This window comes from Neisseria sp. HMSC70E02 (assembly GCF_001838645.1).
Classification (GTDB): domain Bacteria; phylum Pseudomonadota; class Gammaproteobacteria; order Burkholderiales; family Neisseriaceae; genus Neisseria; species Neisseria macacae.
In genome coordinates this window covers 1-16331 of sequence record NZ_KV838067.1, presented here as the reverse complement: position 1 = coordinate 16331, position 16331 = coordinate 1, and the positions used below count along the sequence as shown (strand labels likewise).

General features: G+C 53.6%; 15 protein-coding genes and 3 tRNA genes. 15 read left to right on the top strand and 3 right to left on the bottom strand.

Annotated elements, in window-relative coordinates; translation table 11 throughout:
- Positions 1-287: 287 nt before the first annotated feature.
- The gene (locus HMPREF3277_RS01725; RefSeq protein ID WP_070869853.1) at positions 288-1568 is read right to left on the bottom strand and encodes a LysM peptidoglycan-binding domain-containing protein; all 1281 of its coding nucleotides are present in this window, start codon (positions 1566-1568) and stop codon (positions 288-290) included.
- A 281-nt stretch (positions 1569-1849) separates the two neighbouring features.
- Between HMPREF3277_RS01725 and def the strand changes: the two genes are divergently transcribed.
- The 3 genes from def (at position 1850) to HMPREF3277_RS01710 (ending at position 4081) form a co-directional block, all read left to right on the top strand.
- The gene (gene def / locus HMPREF3277_RS01720; RefSeq protein WP_036491081.1) at positions 1850-2353 is read left to right on the top strand and encodes a peptide deformylase; all 504 of its coding nucleotides are present in this window, start codon (positions 1850-1852) and stop codon (positions 2351-2353) included.
- A gap of 145 nt (positions 2354-2498) precedes the next feature.
- Complete coding sequence (fmt, locus tag HMPREF3277_RS01715) at positions 2499-3425, top strand: methionyl-tRNA formyltransferase (protein ID WP_070869852.1); 927 nt, start codon at positions 2499-2501, stop codon at positions 3423-3425.
- Positions 3426-3559: 134 nt separating this feature from the next.
- Entirely contained in the window at positions 3560-4081 is a 522-nt protein-coding gene (locus HMPREF3277_RS01710; RefSeq protein ID WP_070869851.1) for an O-acetyl-ADP-ribose deacetylase, read from the top strand.
- A gap of 132 nt (positions 4082-4213) precedes the next feature.
- Here HMPREF3277_RS01710 and HMPREF3277_RS01705 read toward each other — a convergent pair whose 3' ends face one another.
- On the bottom strand, positions 4214-4498 hold the full coding sequence (locus tag HMPREF3277_RS01705) for a PepSY domain-containing protein (protein WP_003760535.1): 285 nt from the start codon (positions 4496-4498) through the stop codon (positions 4214-4216).
- Between the two features lie 172 nt (positions 4499-4670).
- Between HMPREF3277_RS01705 and rsmB the strand changes: the two genes are divergently transcribed.
- The 7 genes from rsmB to topA all read left to right on the top strand — a co-directional run bounded on the left by rsmB (position 4671) and on the right by topA (position 14361).
- Positions 4671-5930 carry a 16S rRNA (cytosine(967)-C(5))-methyltransferase RsmB gene (gene rsmB, locus HMPREF3277_RS01700; protein ID WP_070869850.1) on the top strand — a complete coding sequence of 420 codons (1260 nt, stop codon included), beginning with the start codon at positions 4671-4673 and terminating at the stop codon, positions 5928-5930.
- The gene (locus tag HMPREF3277_RS01695; protein WP_003742625.1) at positions 5896-6489 is read left to right on the top strand and encodes a DUF4390 domain-containing protein; all 594 of its coding nucleotides are present in this window, start codon (positions 5896-5898) and stop codon (positions 6487-6489) included. Before rsmB ends, HMPREF3277_RS01695 begins: the two co-directional genes overlap by 35 nt.
- 3 nt (positions 6490-6492) lie before the next feature.
- Positions 6493-8616 carry a sensor histidine kinase gene (locus tag HMPREF3277_RS01690; RefSeq protein ID WP_049228166.1) on the top strand — a complete coding sequence of 708 codons (2124 nt, stop codon included), beginning with the start codon at positions 6493-6495 and terminating at the stop codon, positions 8614-8616.
- Complete coding sequence (locus HMPREF3277_RS01685; protein ID WP_003763191.1) at positions 8609-9892, top strand: sigma-54-dependent transcriptional regulator; 1284 nt, start codon at positions 8609-8611, stop codon at positions 9890-9892. Before HMPREF3277_RS01690 ends, HMPREF3277_RS01685 begins: the two co-directional genes overlap by 8 nt.
- 376 nt (positions 9893-10268) lie before the next feature.
- A complete protein-coding gene (gene dprA, locus HMPREF3277_RS01680) occupies positions 10269-11489 on the top strand; it encodes a DNA-processing protein DprA (RefSeq protein ID WP_070869849.1) in 1221 nt (406 codons plus the stop codon).
- Positions 11490-11514: 25 nt separating this feature from the next.
- Positions 11515-11970: a Smg family protein gene (locus tag HMPREF3277_RS01675; protein ID WP_003742632.1), complete on the top strand. Its 456-nt coding sequence runs from the start codon at positions 11515-11517 to the stop codon at positions 11968-11970.
- 84 nt (positions 11971-12054) lie between these two features.
- Positions 12055-14361, top strand: coding sequence for a type I DNA topoisomerase (gene topA / locus HMPREF3277_RS01670; protein ID WP_070869848.1), 2307 nt, complete (start codon positions 12055-12057; stop codon positions 14359-14361).
- A 79-nt stretch (positions 14362-14440) separates the two neighbouring features.
- Here topA and HMPREF3277_RS01665 read toward each other — a convergent pair whose 3' ends face one another.
- Positions 14441-14662, bottom strand: a complete 222-nt coding sequence (locus HMPREF3277_RS01665) for a hypothetical protein (protein WP_070869847.1) — start codon at positions 14660-14662, stop codon at positions 14441-14443.
- A gap of 270 nt (positions 14663-14932) precedes the next feature.
- Here HMPREF3277_RS01665 and rsmD point away from each other — a divergent pair, with 270 nt between their 5' ends.
- The 5 genes from rsmD (at position 14933) to HMPREF3277_RS01640 (ending at position 16251) form a co-directional block, all read left to right on the top strand.
- Complete coding sequence (gene rsmD / locus HMPREF3277_RS01660) at positions 14933-15499, top strand: 16S rRNA (guanine(966)-N(2))-methyltransferase RsmD (protein ID WP_070869846.1); 567 nt, start codon at positions 14933-14935, stop codon at positions 15497-15499.
- Between the two features lie 121 nt (positions 15500-15620).
- The gene (locus HMPREF3277_RS01655) at positions 15621-15872 is read left to right on the top strand and encodes a YfhL family 4Fe-4S dicluster ferredoxin (RefSeq protein ID WP_003679513.1); all 252 of its coding nucleotides are present in this window, start codon (positions 15621-15623) and stop codon (positions 15870-15872) included.
- Between the two features lie 99 nt (positions 15873-15971).
- Positions 15972-16055: transfer RNA gene (locus tag HMPREF3277_RS01650), tRNA-Tyr, on the top strand.
- Between the two features lie 36 nt (positions 16056-16091).
- Positions 16092-16165: transfer RNA gene (locus HMPREF3277_RS01645), tRNA-Gly, on the top strand.
- 11 nt (positions 16166-16176) lie between these two features.
- A tRNA-Thr gene (locus HMPREF3277_RS01640) sits at positions 16177-16251 on the top strand.
- Positions 16252-16331 lie beyond the last annotated feature (80 nt).

The window sequence follows — 16331 nt, the reverse complement described above, 5'->3', positions numbered from 1 at the left end:
CGCCGTATCATTGCAATTTTAATCCACTATATTTGGGAAAATTAAAGGTTTGGCTGGAACTTCTATGTTTGAAAAAATGTTTGCTTCAAACTTGTACAGCGTAATGCTGTATTGAGTTAGCTTGTTGAAGGTGCATCATTGGATTTTGCTCTTGTGAAAACGAAACGCGGTTTCTGCCGATGAGAAGCGCTTCATCATAAACGGCGTCGTTTTCAGACGACCTTTATGATCCATATAAAAAGCGTCGTCTGAAATTTTCAGACGACGCTTTTGCTGTCGGCAATCGATCAATATTTATTGATATTGCTGTGGATATTGTATTGGTTGTGTTCCGTATCGTGGGAATCTTGCGGCTCGTTGCGGACGTGCGGTTTGTCGTCAGACATGTTGTCCAAGTCGCGGCCGGGTTCGGATACGGTGTCGCCGATGTTGACGTTGGTCAGGTTTTCCAAAATGATGGCGGACGAGAGATGTTCGCCGGTGCGGTACACCATAGCCAATGCGGTTTCTTCGGCAGGGATGGAAACATATTTGACTACGCTCTTACGGCCTTTTTTGCCTTCTTCCAAATCGACTTTCACTTGGCGGTCGCGTTTGTAAATGCTCAAGACCGTGCCTTTGTCCAAGCCGTCGGCAGAACCTTTGTTCAGGGTAACGGTTTGGAATTGTCCGGCTTCGTGTACGCCGTCGAGGATGGAGATGACTTTACCGTCGATGTGTTGCGTCGGCGCGTGCGGCATGATTTGGAAAGGCTCGGTTTCGCCGTCCATTTTCAGCAGGAAATCGCCTTTGCGGATTTCGGAAACGGCTTCTTCCACAATCATAGGCTGCGCGGTTTGGGTCGGCACTTTCGCCAGCGGGTGCAGGCGGGTGTAGTATTCGCCGTCTTTCAGGTATTTGCGGTCTTCGTCAGAAGCAGAGTCCAGCGCGCTGTTGGTGTAGGGCAGGGTGCTGACGATACCGCTGAAGACGACTTCTTGACCGAGGTATTTACGGGTATCGGGATCGGTCAGGTCTTTGACGGCGCGGTAAACCAGATAGCGGCCGGGTTCGGTAACGCCGTAGGCGTACACGCGTTCGCCTTTGCTGTACATGATGCGGTTGTCAGGGCCGTCGATCAGGCGCGGTGCGTCTTGGGTCTTCATTTGGTCGATGAACTGCGGATGTTGCATGAACATGCGGTAGAAGTTCACGTTGACGGTTTGGATGCCGTAGCCTGAAGAGGTTTCGCGGACGCGCGGGCTGAGTTTGATGACCGGAATGCCGTCATTGCCTGCGGAGCCGTTTTCGAAGCCCAGTTGCGGGCGGCCGTTGACGTAGCGCAAAACCAACACCTGACCCGGATAAATCAGATGTGGATTGCGGATTTCGCCGCGGTTTGCGCCCCAAAGGCGGTTCCACTGCCACGGGCTGTACAGATATTTGCCGGAGATGCCCCAGAGTGTGTCGCCGTTTTTCACGACGTAGCGTTGCGGCGCATCGGGGCGCACTTTTAATGAAGCTGCTTGAGCGTGGGCGGAAATTGCCATGCCCGCGACACAAAGCAGGGTTATAATACGTTGTTGCATAACCGTTCCCCTTGAAATTGATTCGGTTTGTCTTTAAATGATAAACGGAGAAAATGAAATGGCCGGGAGTTTGCAAAAAACCGCCGTCCCCCTTTAAAAAACGTCAATAGGCGTTTCGTGCGCATTGAACAGAAATTCATTGACGCATATTTTATCATTGAATGTTAGTGTCATCACGGGAATTGTGAAGACAGGCGCAAAATTTGTATGAAAACACACACAATCTGCTGCCGGACGCGTTTGAATGCGCGTCCCAAGTATTGAAAAACGAAGAGAAAATTATGGCTTTACTGAATATCCTGCAATATCCCGACGAGCGTCTGCACACCGTGGCGAAGCCTGTCGAGCAAGTCGATGAGCGCATCCAAAAGCTGGTTGCCGATATGTTTGAAACCATGTACGAAGCGCGCGGTATCGGGCTGGCGGCGACGCAGGTCGATGTGCACGAACGCGTCGTTGTGATGGATTTGACCGAAGACCGCAGCGAGCCGCGCGTGTTCATCAACCCCGTCATTATTGAAAAAGACGGCGAAACCACTTACGAAGAAGGCTGCCTGTCCGTGCCGGGCATTTACGACACCGTTACCCGCGCCGAACGCGTCAAGGTCGAGGCTTTGAACGAAAAAGGCGAGAAATTCACGCTGGAGGCGGACGGGCTGTTGGCGATTTGCGTGCAGCACGAGTTGGATCATTTGATGGGCATCGTTTTTGTCGAACGCCTGTCGCAGCTTAAACAGGGTCGGATTAAGACCAAACTGAAAAAACGTCAGAAACACACCATCTAAAAGCCGAATGATACGGTCGAACAGGTCGTCTGAAAGAGGGGAAGCGGCAGCAAGCCGTTGTTTTTCAAACTTTCAGACGACCTGTCGCAATGTTTGCCGTTGCGCTATATAGGTCGTCTGAAACCCATTTCCAAGGAGTTTCCCCATGAAAGTCATCTTTGCCGGTACGCCTGATTTTGCCGCTGCCGCCTTAAAAGCCATTGCCGCCGCCGGTTTTGAAATCCCGCTGGTGTTGACCCAGCCTGACCGCCCCAAAGGGCGCGGGATGCAGCTTGCCCCGTCTCCCGTGAAGCAGGCCGCATTGGAATTGGGTTTGCGCGTGGCGCAGCCCGAAAAGCTGCGCAACAACGCCGAAGCCCTGCAAATGCTCAAAGAGGTCGAGGCCGACGTGATGGTCGTTGCCGCCTACGGACTGATTTTGCCGCAAGACGTGTTGGATACGCCAAAACACGGCTGCCTCAATATTCACGCCTCGCTGCTGCCACGTTGGCGTGGTGCGGCGCCGATTCAGCGCGCGATTGAAGCGGGCGATGCCGAGACGGGCGTGTGCATCATGCAGATGGACATCGGCTTGGATACCGGCGATGTGGTCAGTGAACACCGTTACGCCATTCAACCGACCGATACGGCGAATGAAGTACACGATGCGCTGATGAATCTCGGTGCGGCGGCGATTGTTGCTGATTTGCAACAATTAAAAACAGAAGGCCGTCTGAAAAGCGTCAAACAGCCCGAAGAAGGCGTTACTTATGCACAAAAATTAAGCAAAGAAGAAGCGCGTATTGATTGGAACGAAAGCGCGGCAGTGATTGAACGTAAAATCCGTGCCTTCAACCCCGTTCCCGCTGCGTGGGTCGAGTATCAGGGCAAGCCGATGAAAATCTGGCGAGCGGAAGTAGTGGCACAACAAGGCAGGGCGGGCGAAGTGTTGTCTTGCTCGGCTGACGGCTTGGTCGTTGCCTGCGGCGAGAACGCGCTGAACATTACCGAATTGCAGCCTTCGGGCAGCAAACGGATGCCGATTGCGGCGTTTGCGGCAGGGCATAAGATTGAGGTTGGGACGGTTTTGTAGAAGCCGTTTGCAGACTGATTAATTTTCAGACGACCTTTCTTTGAATGATTCAGAGGTCGTCTGAAAATATCGGGCAGGGAAACGTTTGGTTTTGTTGAACTGACGACAAGATTCCCCACGTTTAGGAGCAGATCATGGCAGTGTTTGAAGTAGTCGAAGGCGATATTACGAAACTTGAAGTCGATGCCATCGTGAATGCCGCCAATGCCTCGTTGTTGGGTGGCGGCGGTGTGGACGGCGCGATTCACCGCGCGGCGGGACGGGAGTTGTTGGAAGCGTGCAGACAGTTGAACGGCTGCCGCACGGGCGAAGCGAAAATCACCCAAGGCTACCGGCTGCCGGCGAAATTTGTGATTCACACCGTCGGGCCGGTTTGGTTCGGCGGACACCGCAGCGAAGCGGTCAAGCTGGCGGAAGCGTATCAAAATTCCCTACTGTTGGCGCAAGAACACGGCATCCGCAGCATCGCCTTCCCCTGTATCAGCACGGGCGTGTACCGTTTCCCCGCCGATTTGGCTGCCGAGACCGCTTTGGCGATTTTGAAAAAAACCTTGCCGCAGTGTCCGTCTGTCGAAAAAATCATTTTCTGTTGCTATTCGCCGCAGGACGCCGAACGCTATCGGGCATTGTTGGAACGTGACGGGGTGGTCGTCTGAAAATCCCGAATCAGATAAAACGGCAGATTAAATGTTTTCAGACGACCTCGGGCAAGTTTGAGGTCGTCTGAAAACAGAAAAGCCAGACAGACAGTCCGGCTTCTCATTAAGAGTCCATTAATCAAGAATCGATTAATCGTCGCAGTGGTTGTCGGTGTCCACTTTGATGACGCGGCCGCTTTGTGAGGAAACGTCCACATCGTATTCGGTGCAGCCTCTGCGGATTTCGATTTCCCAACGTCCGTCGCTGTGGTCGATGTCGGTAACGCGGCCGCCGCCGACGCGTTTCTTGGCGATTTTGACGGCTTGCGCTTGGGAGATGGCGCGGGAATGTTTGTGCGGTGCCGCCGCGGCGGTCAGGCTGCCGGAAACGAGTGCGGCGGAAACGGCAAGCAGGGAAAGGGCGCGCAAAGTCATGATGAATCCTTATGTGTGTTGAAAAGAACGGACTATATGGATATTGTCATGAGCAGGCAATCGGATTAACACAATTTGAATCTTGCCCCGAACACCGCCCGAACCGCTTGTACGGCGTTTACATGTTTAACGAACAAATCGAACCACAGCAGTCATTTAAGGAATTGAATTTATGAGTATGTCCCTCGCCCAAAAACTCGCCGCCGACAGCATTGCGGCGGTCGCCGAAGGGCGCAACCTTCAGGATGTGTTGGCGCAAATCCGCGCGGCGCATCCCGAGCTGACGGCGCAGGAAAACGGCGCGTTGCAGGATATTGCCTACGGCTGCCAGCGTTATCTGGGCAGCTTGAAACATATGCTCGCGCAGATGCTGAAAAAGCCGATTGACAATCCGCAGCTCGAAAGCCTGCTTTTGGCGGCGATGTACCAACTGCATTACACGCGCAACGCGCCTCATGCGGTGGTTAACGAGGCGGTCGAGAGTATCGCGAAAATCGGGCGCGGGCAGTACCGTTCGTTTGCCAACGCGATTTTGCGGCGTTTTTTGCGTGAACGCGACAAGCTCGCGGCTTCGTGCAAAAAAGACGATGTGGCGAAACACAACCTGCCGCTGTGGTGGGTGGCGTACCTGAAAAACCATTATCCGAAACATTGGCACAACATCACCACCGCGCTGCAATCGCATCCGCCGATGACGCTGCGGATCAACCGACACCACGGCAATGCCGAATCGTATTTGGAAAAGCTGGCGGCGGAAGGTATTGCGGCTAAGGCGTTGGATGAATATGCGGTAACGCTGGAAGAAGCCGTGCCGGTGAACCGCCTGCCCGGTTTTGCCGAAGGGCTGGTGTCGGTGCAGGATTTCGGCGCGCAGCAGGCGGCGTATCTGTTAAACCCTAAAGACGGCGAACGGATTTTGGATGCGTGCGCTGCGCCGGGCGGGAAGACGGGGCATATGTTGGAACTGGCGGATTGTCATGTTACCGCTTTGGATATAGACGAAGGTCGTCTGAAAAGGGTGAAGGACAATCTCGACCGCTTGGGGTTTCAGACGACCGCTCTGGCTTGCGCCGATGCGCAGGACTTGGCGGCGTGGTATGATGGAAAGTCTTTCGACGCCATCCTTGCCGACGTGCCGTGTACCGCCTCGGGTGTGGCGCGGCGCAATCCCGACGTGAAATGGCTGCGCCGTCCGACCGATGCCGCCAAAACCGCCCGTCAGCAGGAGGCATTGCTGGACGCGCTTTGGCAAACCCTGACGAAAAACGGCAGAATGCTGCTGGCCACCTGCTCGGTGTTCGTCGAAGAAAACGACGTTCAGTTGCAAAAATTCCTCAACCGCCACGCCGATGCCGAGCTGATCGAATCGCGTGTGCTTTTACCGAACAAACATCAAGATGGCTTTTATTACGCGCTTATCAAAAAGCAGTAAACGGCTGTTTGGAACGCTGTTGCTCGCCCTGTCGCTGAATGCGGCGGCGGAGGGCATCAGCGTGACCCGCTCCGAGGCGAAACTGACCGAGACCGGACAGCTTTCCGTCAGCAGCCGTTTCCGCACCGATTTGCCCGACCAGCTCAAACAGGCGCTCCGGCAGGGCGTGCCGTTGAATTTCACTTTGAGCTGGCAGCTTTCTGCGCCTTCCATGCCGTCTTACCGCTTCAAGTTTGACCAGCTGCTCAACAGCGACAACACCATCCACTACAAACTTTCCTTCCATCCGCTGACCAACCGCTACCGCATAACCGTCGGCACGTTTTCCACCGAATACGACACGCTCGAGACCGCCTTGCGCGGCGTAGGGGCGGTCGCCAACTGGAAAGTGCTGTCCAAAGGCGCGTTAAGCGGCGTTGCAGCGAAAGACACGCAAGCCGAAATCCGCCTGCTGCTCTCGACAGCGAAGCTGCCCAAACCCTTCCAAATCAACGCATTGACTTCTAAAAACTGGCACTTGGATTCCGGCTGGAAGTCTCTGACCATCTCTCAGGAGTAAACCATGCGCCGCTTTCTCCTGATTGCCGTGTTGGCGGCGGTGGGACTGCTCTACGGACTGACCATTGCAACGGGCAGCACCAGTCCGCTGGCGGAATATTTTTGGTGGATTATCGCCCTGTGTGCGCTGCTGATGCTGGTGTTGGCGTCGGTTTTGACGCGTTACGTCCTCCTCCTCATGCGCGACAAAAGCAAGGGCGTGTTCGGTTCGCAGATTGCGCGGCGGCTGTCGGGGATGTTTACGCTGGTGGCGGTATTGCCGGGCGTGTTCTTGTTCGGCATTTCCGCGCAGTTCATCAACGGCACGATTAATTCGTGGTTCGGCAACGATACCCACGAAGCCCTCGAGCGCAGCCTGAACTTGAGCAAATCCGCGCTGAATCTGGCGGTGGACAACGCCGTCAGCAACGCCACGCCGGTGCAAATCGACCTGATCAGCACCGCGTCTGTGGACGGCGATTTGGGCAAGGCGCTGAAAAATGCCGCCAAATCGGGCGGCTTTACCCAGCTTTCGCTCTACGACGTCAAAACCCATAAAACCGAGAAAAGTGTCAATCCGCTGAAACTAAACCAACCCGAACTCGACAAAGAAGGATGGGAGAAGCTGGAGCAGACCGGCTCGATACGCAGTTTGGAAAACATAGAAAATGTCTTGTACGCGCAAGGCTGGATGCTCATCGGCGCGCACAACGGACGCGATTACGCCTTGTTTTTCCGCCAGCCCATCCCGCAGGATGTGGCGCAAGATGCGACGCTGATTGAAGCGGCGCGGGCGAAATACGCCGAATTGAGTTACACCAAACAAGGCCTGCAAACCTTCTTTTTGGCGACTTTGCTGGTTGCCGCGCTGTTGGCGATTTTCCTTGCCTTGGTGATGGCGCTGTATTTCGCCCGCCGCTTCGTCGAGCCGGTATTGTCGTTGGCAGAAGGTGCAAGGGCGGTGGCGCAGGGCGATTTCAGCCAGAAACGCCCCGTGTTCCGCAACGACGAATTCGGCAGGTTGACCCAGTTGTTCAACCATATGACCGAACAGCTTGCCATTGCCAAAGAAGCCGACGAGAACAACCGCCTGCGCGAAGAAGCGGCGCGCCACTATCTCGAATGCGTGTTGGAAAGTTTGACCACGGGCGTGATTACTTTGGATGCTGAAGGTCGTCTGAAAACCTTCAACAAAGCCGCCGAACGGATTTTGGGCATTGAATTGGTGCCGCTGTGGGGCAGCAACTGGCACGACTGGCGCGGACAATCGCCGCAGCAGACCCTGCTTGCCGAAGTGTTTGCCGCCATTGAAGAAACCGCCAATGCCGCCAAACCCATCCAAGTCGAATACGCCGCCCCCGACGATGCGCGGATTCTCTTGGGTAAAGCCACCATCCTGCCCGACGACAACGACAATGGTGTGGTAATGGTGATCGACGACATCACCGTCCTCATCCGCGCCCAAAAAGAAGCCGCATGGGGCGAAGTGGCGAAACGGCTGGCGCATGAAATCCGCAATCCGCTCACGCCCATTCAACTTTCCGCCGAGAGATTGGCATGGAAATTGCATGATAAATTGGACGAACAACACGCCCAAATCCTCAGCCGTTCGACCGACACCATCGTCAAACAGGTGGCGGCATTGAAAGAAATGGTCGAAGCCTTCCGCAATTACGCCCGTGCCCCGTCGCTGAATTTTGAAAAACACGATTTGAACCGCTTGGTCGAAGAAGTGTTGCTGCTGTACGAGGGCGGGGCGTGCCGCTTTGTTCCGAACTTGTCCGACAAGCCGCAGCCGATTTCCGCCGATACCACCGCCATGCGGCAGGTGTTGCACAATATTTTCAAAAACGCGGCGGAGGCGGCGGAAGAGGCAGAAGTTCCTCAAGTGAATGTCAGCGTCGGTGAAGATAACGACGGACAGGTTTTATTGACCGTTTGTAACAACGGCAAAGGTTTCAGCAAGGAAATGCTGCATAATGCCTTCGAGCCGTATGTTACCGACAAGCCGACAGGTACGGGACTGGGATTGCCCGTTGTGAAGAAAATCATCGAAGAGCACGGCGGCCGCATCAGCCTGAGCAATCAGAACGAAGGCGGTGCGTGTGTGAAAATAGCCTTACCCCGATTGGTAGAAACTTATGCGTAGCAGTGATATTTTAATTGTAGATGACGAAGTAGGTATCCGCGACTTGCTCTCGGAAATCCTCCAAGACGAAGGTTATTCCGTGGCTTTGGCGGAGAACGCCGAAGAGGCGCGCCAACTGCGCCACCAGACCCGTCCCGCCATGGTGTTGTTGGACATATGGATGCCCGACTGCGACGGTATTACCCTGCTCAAAGAGTGGGCGAAAAACGGACAGCTCAACATGCCCGTGGTGATGATGAGCGGACACGCCAGCATCGACACCGCCGTCGAAGCCACCAAAATCGGCGCGCTCGATTTTTTGGAAAAACCGATTGCCCTGCAAAAGCTGCTCTCTACCGTCGACCGCGCCCTCAAACACGGCGAAATGCAGATGGCGGCGGGCTTGTCCTTCGATAAACTCGGCAACAGCCCCGCCATTCAAGAATTCAAGCAACAGCTTGAGCCTGCCGTGAAAAAAAGCGGCCCCGTGCTGCTCAGCGGCGAAACCGGTTCGCCGTTTGAAATCGTTGCCCGTTATTTCCACAAAAGCGGCACGCCTTGGGTCGGACTCAGCCGCGTCGAACTCATTGCCGATGCGCCATTGGAGCTGCTGCAAAAAGCATCGGGCGGCACGCTTTATCTCGGTGATGCCGCGCAGTACAGCAAAAACATCCAAAACGGCATCAGTTTCATCCTCGGCAAGGCAGACCGTTACAACGTGCGCGTTATCGTCGCCGGCAGCCACGCCGCCGATGAAAGCCCGGCAGACGCCATTGCCGATGCCAAGTTGTCCGAACTGCTTTCTGGCAACGTCATCAGTATCCCGCCGTTGCGCAGCCAATCCGAAGACATCGCTTTCTTGGTCAACCAAGTCATGACCGAATTGGCGGACAGCGAAAAAATCCAGCCCGTCAAATTCAGCAACGGCTCGCTGACTGTTCTCTGCCAATACAACTGGCCGGGCAATTTCGACCAGCTCCGCAGCGTCGTGAAAAACCTGATGCTGGAGGCGGACGGACAGGAAGTCCACGAGCAGGCGGTCGTTGCCGCATTGGGGCAAAAACGGGCGACAGTCGCCACCGAAATCGTCGGAGGTTTCAACTTCAATATGCCTTTGCGCGAACTGCGTGAAGAATTGGAACGCCGCTATTTCGAGTACCACATCGCCCAAGAAGGGCAAAACATGAGCCGCGTCGCCCAAAAAGTCGGCCTGGAGCGCACGCACCTCTACCGCAAACTCAAACAATTAGGCATCAGCGTTTCCCGCCGCAGCGCAGCGGAAAAAGCAGAAGAGTAGGGCGGTAGTAGGATAAGAGGTCGTCTGAAAGCATACGGCACGCTGCGGTATGTTTTCAGACGACCTTGTTTGCCATTAATCTGTTCGCTTTTGCCGTATAGCCGACACACTTTTGAGGCAAAGTGCGACAACCATTCAAATAACGGACATTTCTACCGTATCGTGTAGAATATAAAAATATTACAAAAGTTACTAACGGGTTGCCGGCTGTTTGGCAGCATCCGCATGACGGTGAACAGGTACGAAACCGGAAGCAGGTGCGGGAACGCCGTATCGGTTTAAAGTTCGCCGGCTTTATCGTTAAATACTGACATTTATCTGTTTTCAGACGACCTCCCGAACAAAGGTCGTCTGAGAACACAAGGGGACACAATTGATGACGGAAAACGACCGCCTTGCCTGGCTGCAACTGGCGTTTACGCCTTATGTCGGTGCGGAGGGCTTCTTGCTCCTGCTGCAACGTTTCGGCAGTGCGAAAGCCGCGCTGGATGCTCCGGCGGAGCAAATCGCCACGATAGTGCGCCACAAGCAGGCAGCCGAATCTTGGCGTAACGGCGAAAAACGGGCGTTGGCGCAAAAGGCTGCGGAAGCGGCGCTGCAATGGGAAAAGCAGGACGGCTGCCGTTTGTTGCTGCTGCAAGATGATGATTTTCCCGAAATGCTGACGCAGGGCATTACCGCGCCGCCGGTTTTGTTTTTGCGCGGTAACGTGCAACTGCTGCACAAACCTTCCGCCGCCATTGTCGGCAGCCGCCATGCCACGCCGCAGGCGATGCGGATTGCCAAAGATTTCGGCAGAGCGTTGAGCGAAAAGGATATTCCCGTCGTGTCGGGTATGGCTTCAGGTATCGACACCGCCGCCCATCAAGGCGCGTTGCAGGCGGGCGGCGGCACCATCGCCGTATGGGGGACGGGCATAGACCGCATTTACCCGCCGTCCAATAAAAACCTTGCCTATGAAATCGCCGAAAAAGGATTGATTGTCAGCGAGTTTCCTTTGGATACGCGGCCGTTTGCGGGCAACTTTCCGCGCCGCAACCGCCTGATTGCCGCGTTGTCGCAGGTTACGCTGGTGGTTGAAGCCGCGTTGGAATCCGGTTCGCTGATTACCGCCAAGCTGGCGGCGGAGATGGGACGGGAGGTGATGGCGGTGCCCGGTTCGATAGACAATCCGCACAGCAAAGGCTGTCATAAGCTGATTAAAGACGGCGCGAAATTGGTGGAATGTTTGGACGACATCCTTCACGAATGTCCGGGGCTATTGCAAAATGCGGCAGTTCCATCATATTCTATAAATAAGAAAAACAAAAAAACGGAAAAACGCACTGCCGTCAGAGAGACGTCGTCTGAACCTGTTTTGCCGTTTTCAGACGACCTTCATGTCCGAAAACAGCCGGCGCAAGCCAATACGGTTGCCGCGCCGACAGCGGAAGACGGGCTGCTGGACGCCATGGGTTACGACCCCGTTCATCCCGATATATTGGCGCAGCAAACCGCATGGGCGGCGGCAGACGTTTACGCTCGCCTGCTGGAATACGAACTCGACGGCATCGTCGCCGCCTTGCCGGGCGGACGCTATCAGCGCATAAAAGCATAATTGATTCATTCATTAAGGAACCAGCATGACAGAAGTCATCGCCTATCTCATCGAACACTTCCAAGATTTCGACAATTGTCCGCCGCCGGAGGATTTGGGCCGCCTGTTGGAAGATGCGGGTTTTGACGTAACGGAAATCGGCAATACGCTGATGATGATGGAAGTGTTGTTCAACACGTCCGAATTTGCCGCTGCGCCGTTCGACAGCCATGCCCTGCGCGTGTATTGCAACGAGGAAGTGGAAAACCTGCCGCAGGAAGTCATGGGGTTGATGCAGTATCTGGTTGCCGAACGCGCCATCACTTACGAGCAGCGCGAAATCGTCATCCACGCCCTGATGCACATCCCGCCCGAAGAAATCACACTCGATACGGCGAAAGTGCTGGTGTTGCTCTTGTTGTGGGCGCACAAAAGCGAATTGCCCGTCTTAATCGGCGACGACCTGATGGGCGCGCTCAACGGCAAAGCGACCATGCATTAAACCTTTTCAGACGACCTTTTGACGCAGCTTGTTCAGAAAGGTCGTCTGAAACGCATCATCCAATACATTAAAAGAGAACAAACAATGGCGAAAAACCTCTTAATCGTCGAATCACCGTCCAAAGCCAAAACCCTGAAAAAATACCTTGGCGGCGATTTCGAAATTCTGGCCTCCTACGGCCACGTCCGCGACCTCGTCCCCAAAAACGGTGCCGTCGATCCCGAACACGACTTCGCCATGAAATACGAGCTGATCAAACGCAACGCCAAACACGTCGATGCGATTGTCGCCGGAGCCAAAGAAGCCGAAAACATCTACCTCGCAACCGACCCGGATAGGGAAGGCGAAGCGATTTCCTGGCATCTTTTTGAAATCCTCAAATCCAAACGCGGCCTGAAAAACATCAAGCCGCAGCGTGTCGTGTTCCACGAAATCACCAAAAACGCCGTCCTCGACGCCGTCGCCAACCCGCGCGAAATCGAAATGGACTTGGTTGATGCGCAACAAGCCCGCCGCGCTTTGGACTATCTGGTCGGTTTCAACCTCTCGCCATTGTTGTGGAAAAAAATCCGACGCGGTTTGAGCGCGGGCCGTGTGCAAAGTCCCGCCCTGCGTCTGATTTGCGAACGCGAAAACGAAATCCGCGCGTTTGAAGCGCAGGAATATTGGACGGTGCATCTCGACAGCCACAAAGGCCGCAGCAAGTTTACCGCCAAACTCGCCCAATACAACGGCGCGAAACTCGAACAATTCGCCCTGCCGAACGAAGCCGCGCAAGCCGACGTGTTGAAAGAACTCGAAGGCAAAGAGGCCGTCGTTACCGCCATTGAAAAGAAAAAACGCAGCCGCAATCCCGCCGCGCCATTTACCACTTCTACCATGCAGCAGGATGCCGTGCGCAAACTCGGCTTCACCACCGACCGCACCATGCGTACCGCCCAGCAGCTTTACGAAGGTATAGACGTAGGGCAGGGTGCCATCGGTCTGATTACCTATATGCGTACCGACAGCGTGAATTTGGCCGATGAAGCGTTAACCGAAATCCGCCATTACATCGAAAACAAAATCGGCAAAGAATATCTGCCGAGTGCTGCCAAACAATACAAAACCAAATCCAAAAATGCCCAAGAAGCGCACGAAGCGATCCGCCCGACGTCCGTGTACCGCACGCCCGAAAGCGTCAAACCCTTCCTGAGCGCAGACCAGTTCAAACTCTATCAAATGATTTGGCAGCGCACCGTCGCCTGTCAGATGACGCCCGCCAAATTCGACCAAACCACAGTCGATATTACCGTCGGCAAAGGCGTATTCCGCGTAACCGGACAAGTGCAAACCTTCGCAGGCTTCCTCAGCGTTTACGAAGAAAGCAGCGACGATGAAGAAGGCGAAGACAGCAAAAAACTGCCCGAAATGAGCGAGGGCGACAAACTGCCTGTGGACAAACTCTACGGCGAACAACACTTCACCACCCCGCCGCCGCGTTACAACGAAGCCACGCTGGTTAAAGCCCTCGAAGAATACGGCATCGGCCGCCCCTCGACCTACGCCAGCATCATCTCCACGCTCAAAGACCGCGAATACGTTACCCTTGAGCAAAAACGCTTCATGCCCACCGACACGGGCGACATCGTCAACAAATTCCTGACCGAACACTTCGCCCAATACGTCGACTACCACTTCACCGCCAAACTCGAAGACCAGCTCGACGAAATCGCCGACGGCAAACGCCGCTGGATTCCCGTGATGGACAAATTCTGGAAGCCGTTCATCAAACAAGTGGAAGAAAAAGAAGGCATCGAACGCGCCAAATTCACCACGCAGGAACTCGACGAAACCTGTCCAAAATGCGGCGAACACAAACTGCAAATCAAGTTCGGCAAAATGGGCCGCTTCGTCGCCTGTGCCGGCTATCCCGAGTGCAGCTACACGCGCAACGTCAACGAAACCGCCGAAGAAGCCGCCGAGCGCATCGCCAAAGCCGAAGCCGAGCAAGCCGAACTCGACGGGCGCGAATGCCCCAAATGCGGCGGACGGCTGGTGTACAAATACAGCCGCACCGGCAGCAAATTCATCGGTTGCGCCAACTACCCCAAATGCAAGCACGTCGAGCCGCTGGAAAAACCCAAAGATACCGGCGTCCAATGCCCGCAATGCAAAAAAGGCAACCTCGTCGAGCGCAAATCCCGCTACGGCAAACTGTTTTACAGTTGCAGCACCTATCCCGACTGCAACTACGCCACTTGGAACCCGCCCGTTGCCGAAGAATGCCCGAACTGCCATTGGCCGGTTTTAACCATCAAAACCACCAAACGCTGGGGCGTGGAAAAAGTCTGTCCGCAAAAAGAATGCGGCTGGAAAGAACAGATTGAACCGCCTGCACCGAAAGAGTGATGAAGGTAGGTTGGTTTAAAAGAGAAAAGGTCGTCTGAAAAATTTTCAGACGACCTTTTCAGTTTTATTAAGAAGGGATTTAACGCCTTGCAAAAACCAACGTGGCAAGAAAGAACAAGCTGACAATCAAAGCAACGGTTTTGCTGATCAAGGGCAGGCAAAAGACGAACCAAAGCAGACCGCGCCCCAAGTTCGGAATCAATCCCAAGTGGCGGTAATATTCGTCAAAAAAATGGGCGTGGGCGGTGAAGGCAATCACGCCGCCGATATAAACACCCAAAAAAATTTTCCAAAGCGGCATTGTCAGCCATCCATATTTTCATTTAAGTATTATGGTCAATAGACTGAAAAAGCGGTGGGAAAGTTCTAATGGCGGACGTAAGCGACCTTTTTATTTGAGAAAATATTTTATGATTTATAAAATTTTGTAAGTTTAGCATCATAAAAAATAAAATTTCACGATGCGCCGAATTGTTTTCATGCGGCCTTAAATGAAAAAACGCTGCGGTATAATGGCTGCTTTGTCATTCTTTAGAGGTCGTCTGAAACTGTTGGACGATTCGTTTTAATCATGAGCAAACACAGCAAACATTCAAATCAAGTCCGCATCATCGGTGGACAATGCAGGGGACGGAAACTGGTTTTTGCAGATGCGGACGGTCTGCGGCCGACGCCTGACAGTGTCCGCGAAAAACTTTTTAATTGGCTGGGTCAGGATTTGACCGGTCTGAATGCGTTGGATTTGTTTGCCGGAAGCGGCGCGTTGGGATTTGAAGCCGCGTCCCGTAACGCGAAGAGGGTGGTGCTGGCAGATAATAATCGCAAAACTGCCGATATGCTGCGGCAAAACGCCAGAGCATTGGGTTTGGATAAACTGGAAATCCTCAATACCGATGGCCTTGCGTATCTGCAGAGGTCGTCTGAAAAGTTTAATGTGGTCTTTTTGGATCCGCCGTTTGCGTGGCAGGATTGGGAAAATTTGTTTACTTCTTTGAAAAACAGCTTGAAAAACGGGGCAATGGTCTATATTGAAGCAGGGGAGCTGCCTGATTTCCCCGAGTGGCTGGAGCCTTATCGCGAAGGACGGGCGGGTAAGAGCGGTTTTGTGCTCTTGCAGTTTGTCCAAGTAGCTGAATAGTAAGAGATTTGAGAATCATTACCAGGGTGTAAACATTCGCCTAAACGGATTGTTTTTGACGCGTTTGTGCTATAATCCGCGCCCAATCGGTTTTGATAATTTAAATGAAAAAGGAAAAGAAATGTCGCTCTTTATTACAGATGAGTGCATTAACTGTGACGTTTGCGAGCCGGAGTGCCCCAATGACGCCATCTCGCAAGGCGAGGAAATTTACGAAATCAACCCTAATTTGTGTACGCAGTGCGTAGGCCATTACGATGAGCCGCAATGTCAGCAGGTATGTCCCGTGGACTGCATCCTGATTGATGAAGAGCATCCGGAAACGCACGAAGAGCTTATGGCAAAATACGAAAAAATCATTCAGTTCAAATAAATTCTTTTTTAAAGCAATAAATTGAGTGATTTTAAGAAAACAAAATTAAAAAAGAACTTGACGAAAATCTGAGTCACGAATAAACTTACGTTCTCTTTTGGTGGGATTCCCGAGCGGTCAAAGGGGGCAGACTGTAAATCTGTTGCGAGAGCTTCGAAGGTTCGAATCCTTCTCCCACCACCAAATTCCAATGTGTTGGAGCATTGATGCAGTAAGTCTGCGGGTGTAGCTCAATGGTAGAGCAGAAGCCTTCCAAGCTTACGGTGAGGGTTCGATTCCCTTCACCCGCTCCAATAGTCTATTGGCCCATGTAGCTCAGGGGTAGAGCACTCCCTTGGTAAGGGAGAGGCCGGCAGTTCAAATCTGCCCATGGGCACCAAATACCATTTTCTCAGTATTTTAAAGATAGGAAATTTGCCATGGCAAAGGAAAAATTTGAACGTAGCAAACCGCACGTAA